16 protein-coding genes are annotated in these 12,670 nt (G+C 60.7%); 7 read left to right on the top strand and 9 right to left on the bottom strand.

Annotation, left to right across the window (positions count from 1 at the left end; genetic code table 11):
* Window positions 1–33: 33 nt before the first annotated feature.
* Entirely contained in the window at window positions 34–489 is a 456-nt protein-coding gene (locus tag ACJ8IJ_RS09705) for a GNAT family N-acetyltransferase (protein WP_004939676.1), read from the bottom strand.
* A 76-nt stretch (window positions 490–565) separates the two neighbouring features.
* Between ACJ8IJ_RS09705 and ACJ8IJ_RS09700 the strand changes: the two genes are divergently transcribed.
* The 3 genes from ACJ8IJ_RS09700 (at window position 566) to ACJ8IJ_RS09690 (ending at window position 3,039) form a co-directional block, all read left to right on the top strand.
* Window positions 566–970: a VOC family protein gene (locus tag ACJ8IJ_RS09700; RefSeq protein ID WP_015377047.1), complete on the top strand. Its 405-nt coding sequence runs from the start codon at window positions 566–568 to the stop codon at window positions 968–970.
* A 116-nt stretch (window positions 971–1,086) separates the two neighbouring features.
* Window positions 1,087–2,016, top strand: a complete 930-nt coding sequence (locus ACJ8IJ_RS09695; protein ID WP_442518577.1) for an alpha/beta fold hydrolase — start codon at window positions 1,087–1,089, stop codon at window positions 2,014–2,016.
* A 102-nt stretch (window positions 2,017–2,118) separates the two neighbouring features.
* Window positions 2,119–3,039, top strand: coding sequence for a DUF808 domain-containing protein (locus tag ACJ8IJ_RS09690; protein WP_280630819.1), 921 nt, complete (start codon window positions 2,119–2,121; stop codon window positions 3,037–3,039).
* Between the two features lie 42 nt (window positions 3,040–3,081).
* Here the strand turns inward: ACJ8IJ_RS09690 and ACJ8IJ_RS09685 are convergent, their stop codons facing one another.
* The 7 genes from ACJ8IJ_RS09685 to ACJ8IJ_RS09655 all read right to left on the bottom strand — a co-directional run bounded on the left by ACJ8IJ_RS09685 (window position 3,082) and on the right by ACJ8IJ_RS09655 (window position 7,634).
* Window positions 3,082–3,165 carry a membrane protein gene (locus tag ACJ8IJ_RS09685; protein ID WP_016928643.1) on the bottom strand — a complete coding sequence of 28 codons (84 nt, stop codon included), beginning with the start codon at window positions 3,163–3,165 and terminating at the stop codon, window positions 3,082–3,084.
* Between the two features lie 103 nt (window positions 3,166–3,268).
* Window positions 3,269–3,808 carry a GNAT family N-acetyltransferase gene (locus tag ACJ8IJ_RS09680; RefSeq protein WP_033645837.1) on the bottom strand — a complete coding sequence of 180 codons (540 nt, stop codon included), beginning with the start codon at window positions 3,806–3,808 and terminating at the stop codon, window positions 3,269–3,271.
* A 315-nt stretch (window positions 3,809–4,123) separates the two neighbouring features.
* Window positions 4,124–4,573: a type II toxin-antitoxin system PemK/MazF family toxin gene (locus ACJ8IJ_RS09675; protein ID WP_004939660.1), complete on the bottom strand. Its 450-nt coding sequence runs from the start codon at window positions 4,571–4,573 to the stop codon at window positions 4,124–4,126.
* 152 nt (window positions 4,574–4,725) lie between these two features.
* Window positions 4,726–5,538 (bottom strand): MetQ/NlpA family lipoprotein, encoded by an 813-nt coding sequence (locus ACJ8IJ_RS09670; protein WP_004939656.1) that lies wholly within the window; start codon window positions 5,536–5,538, stop codon window positions 4,726–4,728.
* A 130-nt stretch (window positions 5,539–5,668) separates the two neighbouring features.
* Window positions 5,669–6,520 (bottom strand): DUF1460 domain-containing protein, encoded by an 852-nt coding sequence (locus tag ACJ8IJ_RS09665; protein WP_442518576.1) that lies wholly within the window; start codon window positions 6,518–6,520, stop codon window positions 5,669–5,671.
* A gap of 104 nt (window positions 6,521–6,624) precedes the next feature.
* Window positions 6,625–7,167, bottom strand: a complete 543-nt coding sequence (locus ACJ8IJ_RS09660; protein WP_442518575.1) for a GNAT family N-acetyltransferase — start codon at window positions 7,165–7,167, stop codon at window positions 6,625–6,627.
* Complete coding sequence (locus ACJ8IJ_RS09655) at window positions 7,167–7,634, bottom strand: acyltransferase (protein WP_004939644.1); 468 nt, start codon at window positions 7,632–7,634, stop codon at window positions 7,167–7,169. Before ACJ8IJ_RS09655 ends, ACJ8IJ_RS09660 begins: the two co-directional genes overlap by 1 nt.
* Window positions 7,635–7,839: 205 nt before the next feature.
* Here ACJ8IJ_RS09655 and ACJ8IJ_RS09650 point away from each other — a divergent pair, with 205 nt between their 5' ends.
* Entirely contained in the window at window positions 7,840–8,430 is a 591-nt protein-coding gene (locus ACJ8IJ_RS09650) for a Yip1 family protein (RefSeq protein WP_033633836.1), read from the top strand.
* Between the two features lie 57 nt (window positions 8,431–8,487).
* Here the strand turns inward: ACJ8IJ_RS09650 and ACJ8IJ_RS09645 are convergent, their stop codons facing one another.
* The gene (locus tag ACJ8IJ_RS09645; RefSeq protein WP_131164544.1) at window positions 8,488–9,339 is read right to left on the bottom strand and encodes a DMT family transporter; all 852 of its coding nucleotides are present in this window, start codon (window positions 9,337–9,339) and stop codon (window positions 8,488–8,490) included.
* Window positions 9,340–9,937: 598 nt separating this feature from the next.
* On the opposite strand from ACJ8IJ_RS09645, the gene ACJ8IJ_RS09640 reads away from it, so the two are divergent.
* The 3 genes from ACJ8IJ_RS09640 to ACJ8IJ_RS09630 are packed head-to-tail and all read left to right on the top strand — an operon-like array spanning window position 9,938 to window position 12,631.
* On the top strand, window positions 9,938–10,654 hold the full coding sequence (locus ACJ8IJ_RS09640; protein WP_197752952.1) for an ATP-binding cassette domain-containing protein: 717 nt from the start codon (window positions 9,938–9,940) through the stop codon (window positions 10,652–10,654).
* Between the two features lie 16 nt (window positions 10,655–10,670).
* Window positions 10,671–11,627, top strand: a complete 957-nt coding sequence (locus tag ACJ8IJ_RS09635) for an ABC transporter substrate-binding protein (protein ID WP_342578163.1) — start codon at window positions 10,671–10,673, stop codon at window positions 11,625–11,627.
* The gene (locus ACJ8IJ_RS09630) at window positions 11,624–12,631 is read left to right on the top strand and encodes a FecCD family ABC transporter permease (RefSeq protein ID WP_015377058.1); all 1,008 of its coding nucleotides are present in this window, start codon (window positions 11,624–11,626) and stop codon (window positions 12,629–12,631) included. The genes ACJ8IJ_RS09635 and ACJ8IJ_RS09630 overlap by 4 nt, the downstream gene beginning before the upstream one ends.
* The last annotated feature ends 39 nt before the right edge of the window (window positions 12,632–12,670 follow it).

Raw genomic sequence — 12,670 nt, 5'->3', positions numbered from 1 at the left:
CCGCCTGGCGGTCCGCCCGTTTGCGGCGGGCCGCTATCGGCCCTCGGGCCGTCTGATGACAAATCCCCGCTCGCGATCGCCGTCGAAACCCGCTTTGAGATAAAGCTGGTGCGCGCCGGTGCGTTGCTGCCCCGACAGCAGCATCACCTTATAACAGCCCTTGCGCCAGGCCAGCTGCAGCGCGTATTCAATCATGGCGAGCGCCACGCCGTGGCCGCGGTAGGGCTCCGCCGTCACCACGTGTTCGATGACGCCGAACGGTTGCGCCTGGTGCGCCAGCCCCGGGATCAGCGCCAGCATGCAGGTGGCGATCGGCTGTTCCTCGTCCGCCGCCACCACCAGGCGGATCGCCGGATCGTCCAGCAGGCGTTGCAGGGCACGGCGCGCGTCGTCGGCGCGCAGCGGCGCGTCCTGCGGGCGCAGCTCGCGATACAAGGCTAACAGGCCGTTGAGATCGTCCGGCTGCGCCAGGCGATGAATGATGCTCATGATTGCTCCTTTCCGCCGCTTCAACGGTAATCCGCTATCCTCCATTAATACCACAACGATTGTCGGAGGGGATGTTATGAGTCAGGTTTCGACCTTTGTCATGTTCCAGGGAGAGGCGCAGCGGGCGATCGACCTTTACAGCCAGGTGTTCGAGCGTTTTCGGCTCATGCAGGTGCAGCATTACGATCCGACGCCGGACGGCCGGCGGTTGATCAAGCATGCGTCCATCGATTTCGACCGGCAGAACCTGGTGTTCATCGACAGCCCGATCAGCCATGACTTCAGCTTCACCCCGGCGGTGTCGCTGTTCATCAACCTGCCTAACGAAGAAGCGTTGGAGCGGGCGTTCCACCGGCTGGCGGAAGGCGGCAAGGTGCTGATGCCGCTCGATGACTACGGCTTCAGCGCCCGGTTCGGTTGGCTGAACGATCGTTTCGGCCTCTCTTGGCAGCTCAATGTGCCGGCGGGGGATCTACCCTGACGCCAAGGGCGTGCAAAAGGGATGGTAGCGCCTGCGGTTGTTTCATATGCTTACCCCCGTGGTGGCAGGGAATTCTGCCGTGGGCAATACCGACAACATTCATGGAAAGGTGCGCTTTGATTGATTTTGACCGCTATGTTGAGCAAGCGAAGTCTTACGGCGAGTGGCCGGGCGGGCACGTGGAGATGTCGTCCGGTTGCGTCGAGGGGTTGAGCTATCGCCTGTATCGGCAAACTGCCGCGAGTGCAGACGTGATGGTGGTGTATCACGGCGGCGGGGTTAACAGCGCCGCCGGGTATGACGTTCTTGCGCGCCAGTTGGCGGCCGAGCCAACGCTCGCGGTGTGCCTGGTCGATATTCGCGGACATGGCGATTCCACGGGAGAGCGGGGGACGGTTGAGCGGCCTGAGCGTATTTGGCGCGATGTCGATGTCATCCTGGCGGAAATGCGCCGCCGGTTTCCGTTGGCGCGCAGGCACCTGCTGGGCCATTCGAGCGGCGCCGGGATGTTGCTCAACTACCTGACCCGCTATCCTAGCGAGCAGCAGGCGGATAGCCTGATCCTGCTGGCACCCGAGCTGGGGCCATTTTCCGGCATAGCCCGCGATCTGGCGGCGACGGCTCGTTTTGCCCAGGTGCGTCAATGGCCTTTTGTGGCCAATGCGCTTAGCGGTGGGCGATGGTTTGGGCAATCTCGGGCGGTCAGCCTGAATTTTCCCCCGGCCGTACTGGCCGCCTCCCCCGATTTTATCTGCCAATACAGCGTTAATATGGCTAACGCCTTGACGCCTCGCGCCCCGGCCAAGCAACTGGCGGCGCTGCGATTGCCGACCTTGCTGCTGGCGGCCGCGCAGGACGAGTTGTTCAATGCGCAAGCGATGCAGCGCTTCGTCGAACAGCATGGCAACGCCCAAACCGCCTTTGGTTTGCTTGAAGGCAGCACGCATTTATCGTGCGTCTTTGATGCCCATCGCCTTGTCCTTCAACATATCTCGCGTGTGTCCGCTATCGGATCCGATGAGGGGCTGGCGGGCGAGGGGGCTTAACGCCCGCCCGGCGTTTTCCGCGATCCTCTCATATCCTTTTATGACGCTTTACCGCTATGCTAAACATAGAATGGCCCGTGAATATGAAAAGGATGAATCATTTTGGCAGGAAGTAGCTTACTCACTCTCATCGACGACATCGCCTCGTTGCTGGACGATGTCTCTTTAATGAGCAAGATGGCGGCAAAAAAAACCGCCGGGGTGCTGGGGGACGATCTGGCGCTCAATGCGCAGCAGGTCACCGGCGTTAAAGCCGACCGTGAACTGCCGGTGGTGTGGAGCGTCGCTAAAGGCTCGCTGATCAACAAGGCGATCCTGGTGCCGTTGGCGCTCTTGATCAGCGCCTTCGCGCCCTGGGCGATTACGCCGCTGCTGATGGTGGGCGGCGCCTACCTGTGCTACGAAGGGTTCGAAAAGGTGTTCCACAGCCTGAGCCACGGCAAGGCGACGCAGGAGGAAAAATCGGACGGGCCCGGCGCCAATGAGGATGCCGCAGCCTATGAGAAGCGCAAGGTGAAGGGGGCGATACGCACCGACTTTGTGCTGTCCGCCGAGATCATCGCCATCACGCTGGGTACGGTCGCCGGCGCCACCTTCAGCCAGCAGGTGATCGTCTTGTGCGGCATCGCCGTCGTGATGACGCTCGGCGTGTACGGCATTGTCGCTGGCATCGTCAGGCTGGACGATCTGGGGCTGTATCTGAGCCGCAAAGGCAGCGCGTTGGCGCGCGCCATCGGCAGCGGCATCGTGCGCGCCGCGCCTTATCTGATGAAAACGCTGTCGATCGTCGGCACTGTCGCCATGTTTATGGTCGGCGGCGGTATTCTGACCCATGGTTTGCCGCCGGTGCATCACCTGTTCGAAGATTGGGCCTCGTACACCACCGTGGTGCCGACGTTTGGCCATCTTTTGCAGGGTGTGGTTCCGGCCCTGCTGAACGTGGCGTTCGGGCTGGTGGCCGGCGGCGTGGTGCTGGCGGTGGTATCGGCGCTGGGGGCGGTACGCGCGCGTTTCAAGGCATGATGAAAAGTCTCGCCCCGGAAGGGGCGGGACGTATTAAGCGCATTAAAAGATCAGTTTGAGAACGCCGGTAATCGTCAACAAACCCACGATAAAGATGATGGCGACTATCCACAGAATAATTTTCATTTGATTCTCCCTTACCGGTTAAAGGTGGCGCGCGATTGGCGCTAACTCAATGAAATCACTCTTCACTATAGACGCTAACTCCCTATCGTGCGTCGCCATGTCTTCAAGGATGCTGATTGTCGCCCGCGCCCAGCGCGCGCTGCATGATGTGGGTGTCGCGCCATTCCCCCAGCTTGAATCCCACGGCCTTTAACGTCCCGACGCTGGTAAAGCCGAGCGACTGGTGCAGCGCCAGCGAGCCGCGGTTGGCGGCGGAATCACCGACGATCGCCAGCATCTGGCGCCAGGGACCTTGCTCGCAGCGGGCGATCAGCGCGCTCAGCAGCGCCTTGCCGACGCCTTTGCCCTGCTGCCCTTCGGCGATATACACCGAGTCTTCCACGGTAAAGCGATAGGCCGGCCGGGGGCGATACGGCGTGGCATAGCAGTAGCCCACAATACGGCCTTCACTTTTCGCCACCAGCCAGGGCAGCCCGGCTGCTTGCACCTTGGCCAGCCGCAGCTGCATTTCCGCCAGCGTCGGCGGTTGTTCTTCAAACGAGGCGGCTCCGTGCAGCACGTGGTGGGTGTAAATACGCTGCACGGCGGCCATATCGTCCGGTGTGGCGTCAAGGAGGCTGAGTACGGGAGCGGAGAGCGTCATGGTGATGGCTGTTTACCTTGAAAATCAGCGGATAAACGCCATTATGCGTGCCGCTTGCCGCCGGGGTAAATCGGGTTTTCTTATGGTGAGATAAGAAAACCCTATGGGGTCGTCAACCGCGCATCAGCCGGGGTAGAAAGGCTGAGGGGGCAAGAGCGGAAAGATAAGAAATCGGTGGGCGCTTGATAGGCAAAAGCCCAACTGGATGGCTGGGCTTCGCAGGTCCCTGAAAGGGAGGGTATAGCATAAGGGCCTTTATCGGCTACGGCGACAATTTCACCTGATTTGTCTGTTTTGTCAACAACAGCGTACTGGTCAGAACAGCATATTTTTGGCATTGATCGACTTAATGACGGCGCGTTGTATGTCAGCAACAAGCTCGCGCGACAGACACTGGGTAAGAAAGCCTCTCTCTTTACGGGCTCTGTTCAGCCGTTGGCGGCTGACTTGCTGCACCAGATCGCCCTTTGCCCAGCGGGTTTGCGGATGAAAGAATCTCATATCTTCGATGAGTTCACGCGTAATTTCGATGTGCAATCCCCGTTCGATCTTGTTCGAATCTCTGGTGGTCGACAGCGGTACGATAATGCAGGCATTGCCGTTAATTTTGCCATTTAACACAACAACTAAACGGTTCTTCACCATTTCTGGTGGAATGTGGCCATCATAAAAGCCGGCTTCATGCGGTTGGCAGACTGATAGGGGATAGTTGCCATAGTTGCACTCAAGAATTTCCCCGACCTTGGGGGCAAATTTGATCGGCATCGAGACACTCCTTTGTTGTGAACAATCCGTGTTATGGAGGAATGAGCATGCGGGCGTTTTGCTTTTAGAGAAAGGTGTGGCGTAAGGAAACGGGGAATGAAAGTGAAATATTGCGGATTCGTACGCAGAATCCGCCTTGATGTTGGCCGAATTTACCAGCCTTTCACCGCGCCGCCGTTGAAGATTTTCTCGGCGGCCTTGGCCACTTCTTCCGACTCATAGGCCTTGATGAAGTTCTGCACGTTCGGCGCGTCCTTGTTGTCTTCGCGGGTGACGATGATGTTGGTGTACGGCGAGTCTTTATCCTCGATGAAGATGCCGTCTTTGGTCGGCGACAGGCCGGTCTGGTTGATGTAGGTGGTGCTGATGACGGCGACGGTGACTTTCGGATCGTCCAGCACATGCGGCAACTGCGCGCCTTCCAGCTCCATGATCTGGTAATGATGCGGGTTGGCGCTGATATCCAGCGCGGTAGGCAGCAACCCTTTGCCAGGCTTCAGGCTAATCAGCCCGGTTTTTTCCAGCAGCAGCAGGGCGCGTCCCAGGTTGGTCGGATCGAGCGGAATGGCGATCACCGCGCCGTCCGGCAGCTCTTTCAGCGATTTTATCTTTTTGGAGTAGCCGGCCATCGGGAAGACGAAGGTATTGCCGACCGCCACCAGCTTGTAGCCGTGATCTTTGTTTTGCTGTTCGAGGAATGGGCGGTGTTGGAACACGTTGGCGTCCAATTCGCCCTTGTCGGTGGCGTCGTTCGGCAACAGCGAGCCGCTGAAGCCGACCAGCTCGACGTCCAGCCCGTATTTCTCTTTCGCCACCTGCCTGGCGACTTCCGCCACGTCTTGTTCCGCGCCGTTGATGACGCCGACTTTGATATGGTTTTGGTCGGTTTTTTGATCGCAGCCCTGAAGCGCCAATACGGCGGCGAAGGCCGCCGCCAGAGGGGTGATACGCCAGCGTAAGGTCATCGAAGTCTCCCTGAAAAGAACAATAAAATCAGTTGGTTTTTGTTCTTACAGCTAAGCCTGAACCGCCGATGAAGTCAAACGCTCGTTCAGCATAAACGGCTATAGCTTATAGCCGTTATGCGATGGGGGATTATCGGCTGAGCGAACGCAGCACGACGATGCCCGGCGTAGCCATCACGTAATCCATAAAGGGCGAATCGACCACCCGCATGTTGGCTTTGCGCGAAGAGGCGTTGCGCAGCACCGGGCCGTTGTCGGTCATCACGAAGATGCCGGTGTGGGTCATGTCCAGCCCGGCGAGGTTGGTGTAAATGCCGATGTAATCGCCGGTGCGCAGCTGGGCCAGCACCTTGTCGTCGACGCGGTCGCTGGGGATATAGGTCACGCTGCGCTGTACGTCGGGCAAGCCGGGCAGGTAGCTGCCGCCGTCGGCTTTCTGATTGAGGTTTTTCACGAGGCTGACGGCGTGTGGGCTGAGCTGGGCGGTGATGTCTTCGGCCACTTTTTTCGGCCGCTGCGCCCAGTCGGTGAAGAAGTGCTTGCGCTGCGGGAAGGCGATTTTGCCGTCGACGTAGCGGATGTCCACCAGGCGCTGAACGAACTCGGCTTCGCTGCGGGCGGTGCTGAGCGCTTCGACATAATCGATGTAGGTGAAGCAATCCAGCCCGCGGAAGTCGATCACCAGTTGCTCGGGCGTGCTCTGCGAACCGATCAGGCGGTTGGCGAGATAGGGCGTGCCGAGGAATTCGCGCGAAATCAAATCGACGGTGCGGCCATGCGGCTGCGCGGCGGGCCAACCGGCGCGCAGTGCGAGGATCTCACGCAGCTTGCTGCGGGTGCTGTCATCCATCTGCGGTTGCAGGTTCGGCGGCGAAACGGCGGCGTCGGTCGGCGGCGTTGCGGGGGTGACGGCGGTGGGGCGATCGGCGCATCCGCTCATGGCGATAGCTAACATCAGTAAAACAGCCTTGTTCTTGTTCATACGGCCCTCCATGGGTGTCGCTGGTTTATCAGAGTAAGTGATAACAGTTCTCATCCGATGGTAGGGGTTAAAAAGTAAACATAGCCTCAATGGCAATCGATAAATCAGTAACCGATTTCGCTATTGAACGGCAAATACCAGAACAGCGCGATTTCGTGATCGGCGATCTCCGGTTCGGCGCGGTACAGCAAGCGATCGATGCCGCCGAGGATAAACCCATAGTGCTGGTAGCAGCGGCAGGCCGCCAGGTTGTTGTTCTGCGTTTCGAGCATCATACCTGAGGTTTCCTGCTGCCGCGCCCACTGTTTGGCGCAGTCCACCAGCGCCCCGGCGATGCCCTGACGGCGCGCGTCAGCGCTGACCGCGATCTCGTCGATCAGGGTGTAGCCGTTCCAGTTTTTGCTCAGCGTGATGTGGCCAACGGCGTCGTCCTGGCGATACGCCAGGAAGGTCACGCTGTCTTCGTTGGCGAACGGCGCCAGCGGATACTGCTTGCGAAACGGTGCCACCGGGCGGGTTGGCCAGCTGTCGACCGGGCTGTCGAACTGCGGCAGGGCGTAACAGGCGATGGTGAAGCTGAAATCGCCGCGGGCCAGATAATCGTCGGGCAACGTCTCAATGGCCACGATGCGGATGGCCGGGTTCATTACGGCAGCTCCCGCAGCAGACGCGCCGGGTTGCCGGCGTAGATCCCCTTGCGGGTGATGTCGCGGGTCACGACCGCCCCGGCGCCGATCACCGCGTCGCTGCAGATCTCCACCGCCAGGATCGTGGCGCCGGAGCCGATGGACACCCGATCGCCGATGCAGGTGCGCCCCCAGCTGGCCGGATCGGCATTGGGCGCGCCGTCTTTGAACAGATCGTTGGCGAAGGTGACGCCGTGGCCGACAAAGCACGCTTCGCCGAGGGTGACGTATTCGCAGATAAAGCTGTGCGACTGAATTTTACTGCGCGCGCCGATGCTGACGTGGCGCTGGATCTCGACGAACGGGCCGACGAAGACATCGTCACCGAGCCGGCAACCGTACAGATTGCAGGGTTCGATCACGGTAACGTTGCGCCCGGCTTCGACGTCGACGATCCCCGCCTGGCGGGTGGTGATAACGGATGACATGACCTTCCTCACAGCCTGGTTTTCATGGTGGGAGTATAAGACAAAGCGCCGCGGCGTTGCGCTTTCCGCACGTTTTTTCGCCGAAAGACTATAATTAGTACAGGGGAGAGAGCCCCGTGGCCGCAATCCTCGCACGGGTAGCAGTCCGTCAGAGGTGTGAAATTCGTTCGCCGATCGCGGCCTACGGCGAGATTGGAGGTGTCTCATGGTCAGTCATGTTTGGGGACTTCTGGCGCATCCCAGCGCCGAGTTCGAACAGATCAAAAGCGAGAATGAAAGCGTCTCGCACCTATACACCCATCACGTGTTGCTCTTGGCAGCCATCCCGGTGGTCTGCGCCTTTATCGGCACCACCCAGTTGGGCTGGCTCTCCGGCGAGGGACATGCCATCAGGCTCGACATGTTTACCGCGCTTTATACCGCCGTGGCGTTCTACCTGCTGATGCTGGCGGGCGTAGCGGCCATGGGGAAAGTCATTCACTGGATGGCGCGGCGCTATGAATCGCGCCCCAGCCTGCACCGCTGCATGGTGTTCGCCGGCTACGTGGCGACCCCGATGTTCCTCAGCGGGGTGGTGGCGCTCTATCCGGTCGTCTGGCTGTGTCTGTTTGTCGGCATTATCGGCCTGTGCTATTCGGGCTATCTGCTGAATCTGGGGATCCCGCACTTCCTGAATATCGACAGTAAGGAAGGGTTCATCTTCTCCAGCTCGACCTTCGCTATCGGCATCCTGTTGCTCGAGCTGCTGCTTGGGGTGACGGTGCTGCTGTGGGGGTACGGTTCCTGGTTATTCTGAGTTAACGGCTGTTGTTGTCGCCCCCGCGCCGGTGGAACGGCGCGGGGGCTTTTGCTTTTATGCGCGGCGGAAAACCAGCATCACGCCGAGCACGATGCCCGCCATCCCCAACAGGCTCAGCGCGGCCAGCGCGTGGCCGAGCAGCAGATAATCCAGCAGGGCGGTCACCGCCGGGATCAGATAGAACAGGCTGGTGACCTGCACCAGGTTGCCGCGCTGGATCAGGCGATACAGCAAGAACGTCGCCAGCACCGAGATCACCACCGCCATCCACAGCAGCGGCAGCACGAACTCAGGCCGCCAGTCGACCCGCAGCGGCTCAAACGGCAGCGCCAGCGTACACATCAATAGCCCGATGGCATACTGCAGCGGCAAGACCGCCAGCGGCGGCTGCGTCATGCCCTTTTGCAGCAGGGTGCCGGCGGTCATGCTCCCCAATGCGATAAAGGCGAACAGCATGCCGCTCGGCGAGAAATGAGCCACCATCAGGCTTTGGTACACCACCAGCGTCAGCCCGGCCATCGCCAGCGCCAGCCCGAATGCGCGCAGCCCGGTGCAGCGCCGTTCGGTGATGAACTGGGTGAGGATCGGCTGTACGCCGAGTAATGTGGCCAGCACGCCGGGCGTAATGCCCTGTTCCAACGCCAGCAGATAGCAGATCTGATAGCTGCCGATCATCAACACGCCGATCAGCGCGACGCGCCGGCGGGTGCCGGGGGCGGGCAGGCACTGGCGCCGCCACAGGCCGATGGCCAACAGCACCGCCAGCGCGATGGCGCAGCGGAAGAACAGAAAAGCGAAGGCGGAGGCGTGCTCCAATCCCCAACGGGAGATGATCGCGCCGCTGCTCCAGAGCAGGACGAACAGCGTAGCCAGGCCGGCATTGGCCCAGAGAGAAGGTAATCGCATATCAATTTCACCTGTCGTGAAAATTACAGGCTCCGGCGCGCGCGGCGGTCTACGCCTGAACGCAACAGATCACTAAGCCGGAGGTAAAAAGTCGGTTTGGCTTAACGCACAACCACAAGGCGTGGCGGGTAAGCGGCAACCGCAGAAACGACAGAAGAAACGGCGGGTGGGGCAGAGGAAGCACACAGCAAAACGACGGCCGGAACGGTCGCGTTTGTCGGATCTGTACTGTGCGCCAGATAGGTCATGTGAGTTCCTGAAAATCGGGATTGAGACGAATCGCTTCAAACATAACCAAGTTCAGCGGGGCGTGCAATCGGAAATCACAGAGATATTAATGATAATGAAAATCATTATCATTAATAAAAAGGTGTGCTATGTTGCTTTAACCACGCCGTTTTGACGCAGGGCGTGGCTTGCCCTCTGCCTTGCTTCACGCAGCGCGTGCGGCATCAGAATTTGCGATTCGCTTTTGCAGAAGGCGAGCAATCGTGGTAAAAACACTGATATGTTATAATATAACAATTTATGCATAATGAATTCAGTTCACGACATCCTCCATGTTGATGGAGTTAGCCTGACCGGACACGGCGGGGCATTGATACTCGACAACATCCATTTCGCGCTCCGCGCCGGTGAGAAGCTGGCGGTGATCGGCCCCAACGGCAGCGGCAAGTCCAGCCTGTTGCGCACCCTGATCGGCGAAACGCGGGCGGACAGCGGCGGCATTTACTGGCGAGGGCGCGCCTTGTCCGCGTGGCCGGCGGCGGAGCGCGCCAGAAGCATCGCCTTTCTGGCGCAAAACGATCTGCCGGATTTGCGGCTTTCGGTTGAGGATTACGTGGCGTTGGGCCGTTTACCGCATGGCAAACGCTCTGCGACGGGAAAGCGCATCGTTGATGAGGCCATCGGGGAAACCGGGCTGGCGCCGCTCAGGCACCACCCGTTGGGGCGGCTCTCGGGCGGCCAGCGCCAGCGCGCCGCACTGGCCCGGGCGTTGGCGCAGTCTCCCGAGCTGTTGTTGCTGGATGAACCGACCAATCATCTCGATCCGCCCGGGCGCTCGGCGCTGTTGTCGTTAGTGAAAAATAAAGATATCGCCGTGATTGCGGTGCTGCACGATTTGCCCGTGGCGGAGGCGTTTGCCGATCGGATCCTGGTGCTCAACGAAAGCCGCCAGGTAGCCTGTGGTACGCCCGAGGCGGTGTTGCAGACCCCGGTTATTCTGCCGGTGTTCGGCATGAACAGTTTCAAGGTGGCGCACCCCGTCAGCGGGAAAACGCTGCGTATTTTTGACGTTCCCCATTGCGCTTGATAAACCAGAGAGAAATATGAACACACGCGTATTCCCCCTGCTCCTGCTGCTGGCCGGCGGGGCGGCGGCGGCCGAAAAATTTCCCGTCACCGTAGACAGCTGCGGTTCGCCGATCACCTTCAACCAGGCGCCTCAACGCGCCGTCATCAACGACATCAACATGGCCGAGATGGCCTTTGCGCTCCATCTACAGGATCGCATTGTCGGGCTGACCGGTATCACCGGCTGGTACAAACTGACGCCCGACTTCAAGGCGGCGATGGGCGCCATTCCCGAACTGGCGCCGAAATATCCCGCTTTGGAAACGTTGCTGGCGGCGCAGCCGGATTTCTTCTTCGCCGGCTGGAATTACGGTATGAAGATCGGCGGCGACGTCACGCCGGAGAAGCTCGCCCCGTTCGGCATCAAAACGCTGGTGTTGAGCGAGAGCTGCGTGCAGGCCGGCGGGCGGCCGCAGAAGGCCGATATGAACCTGCTGTATGACGATGAGCTGAAGCTCGGCAAGATTTTCGGCAAGCCGCAAGAGGCCGCCGCGCTGGTTGAAGGCTGGCGGCGCCGGTTGGCTGCGCTTCCCGCCAGACCGGCGGGCCAGCCACCGCTCAAGGTGTTCGTCTATGACTCGGGGGAGGAGAAGCCTTTTACCAGCGGCAAATACGCCATGCCGACGGCGATCATCGAAGCGGCGGGCGGCCGCAACGTGATGGACGGTTTGCCGGCGAGCTGGACGACGGCGTCCTGGGAGGCGGTGGCGGCGGCCGAGCCCGACTTCATTATTCTGCTGGATTACCAGACCGGTTCGGGGGCCGATGCGCTGCGGCGTTTCCTCGAATCTCACCCGTTGATGAAATTGACGCCGGCCGTACGGCACCACCGTTATCTGAAACTGCAGTATGCGGAGCTGACGCCGGGGCCGGCCAACATCGGCGCGGTGGAAAAGCTGGCGCGGGCGCTGTACGCGCCGGAGGCTGAATGAACTCGCCGACCCGGCGATTTATGCTGCTCGCGCCGCTGGCGCTGTCGGTATTGTGTGGGCTAATGATCTGGAGCCTGCAGCTGGGCAGCGTTGCGCTGTCATGGCGGCAGGCGTTGGCGGCGTTAGGGCTCGGTTCGGCGCCCCTCTCCGGCATGCTGGATACCATCGTCGTGCAACTGCGAATGCCCAGAGCCCTGTTGGCGGCGTTGACCGGCGCCGGGCTGGCGATGACCGGCGCGTTGCTGCAGACCACTACCCGCAATGAGCTGGCCGATCCTTTTCTGTTTGGGCTCTCCTCCGGCGCCTCCGCCGGCGCGGTGCTGGTCATCACGCGCTTCGGCGACGCGCTGGGCGCGCTGACGTTGCCGCTGTCCGCTTTCGCCGGCGGCATTTTGTCCGCGATGGCGGTGATGATCCTGTTTCGCGTCAGCCGGGTCAGGCGCGCCGAGCAGCTGATCGTCTGCGGCCTGGCGGTCTCGTTTTTGTTCAGCGCGCTCACCAGCTACCTGGTGTTTTCCGGCGATCAGCGGGCGGCCGGTTCGGTGTTGTTCTGGTCGCTGGGCGGGCTGGGGCTGGCGCGTTGGGATAATCTGTTCATTCCGTTGGCGAGTTTCGTGCTGCTGGCCGGGTTTACGGCGCTGCGTTGGCGGGCGCTGGACGCGCTGCTGGCGGGCGAGCACACCGCCCATTCGATGGGGGTCAACGTCGCGCGCCTGCGCACCGAGACCTTTCTGTGCTGCGCACTGTCCACGGCGTTTCTCGTTTCGCTGACGGGCGTGATCGGTTTTGTCGGGCTGATGGTGCCTTATCTGGCCCGGCGCCTGGTGGGCGTGCGCCACCGCTTGTCCGTGCCGATGTGTGGCCTGCTGGGGGCGATGCTGCTGACCGGCGGCGACATGCTCAGCCGCAGCCTGATCCCCAATCAGGAGCTGCCCATCGGCATCATTACGGCGGGGCTGGGGGGCGCGTTCATCGTCTCCTTGCTGCTGCGCGCGGAACGCTGAATGGGCCATTGAAGGTCAACAGGAAGGTGAGGTGGCCCG

It is taken from the genome of Serratia sp. CY40230 (assembly GCF_052168835.1).
Classification (GTDB): domain Bacteria; phylum Pseudomonadota; class Gammaproteobacteria; order Enterobacterales; family Enterobacteriaceae; genus Serratia; species Serratia nematodiphila.
This window is presented reverse-complemented; position numbering and strand designations above follow the sequence as displayed.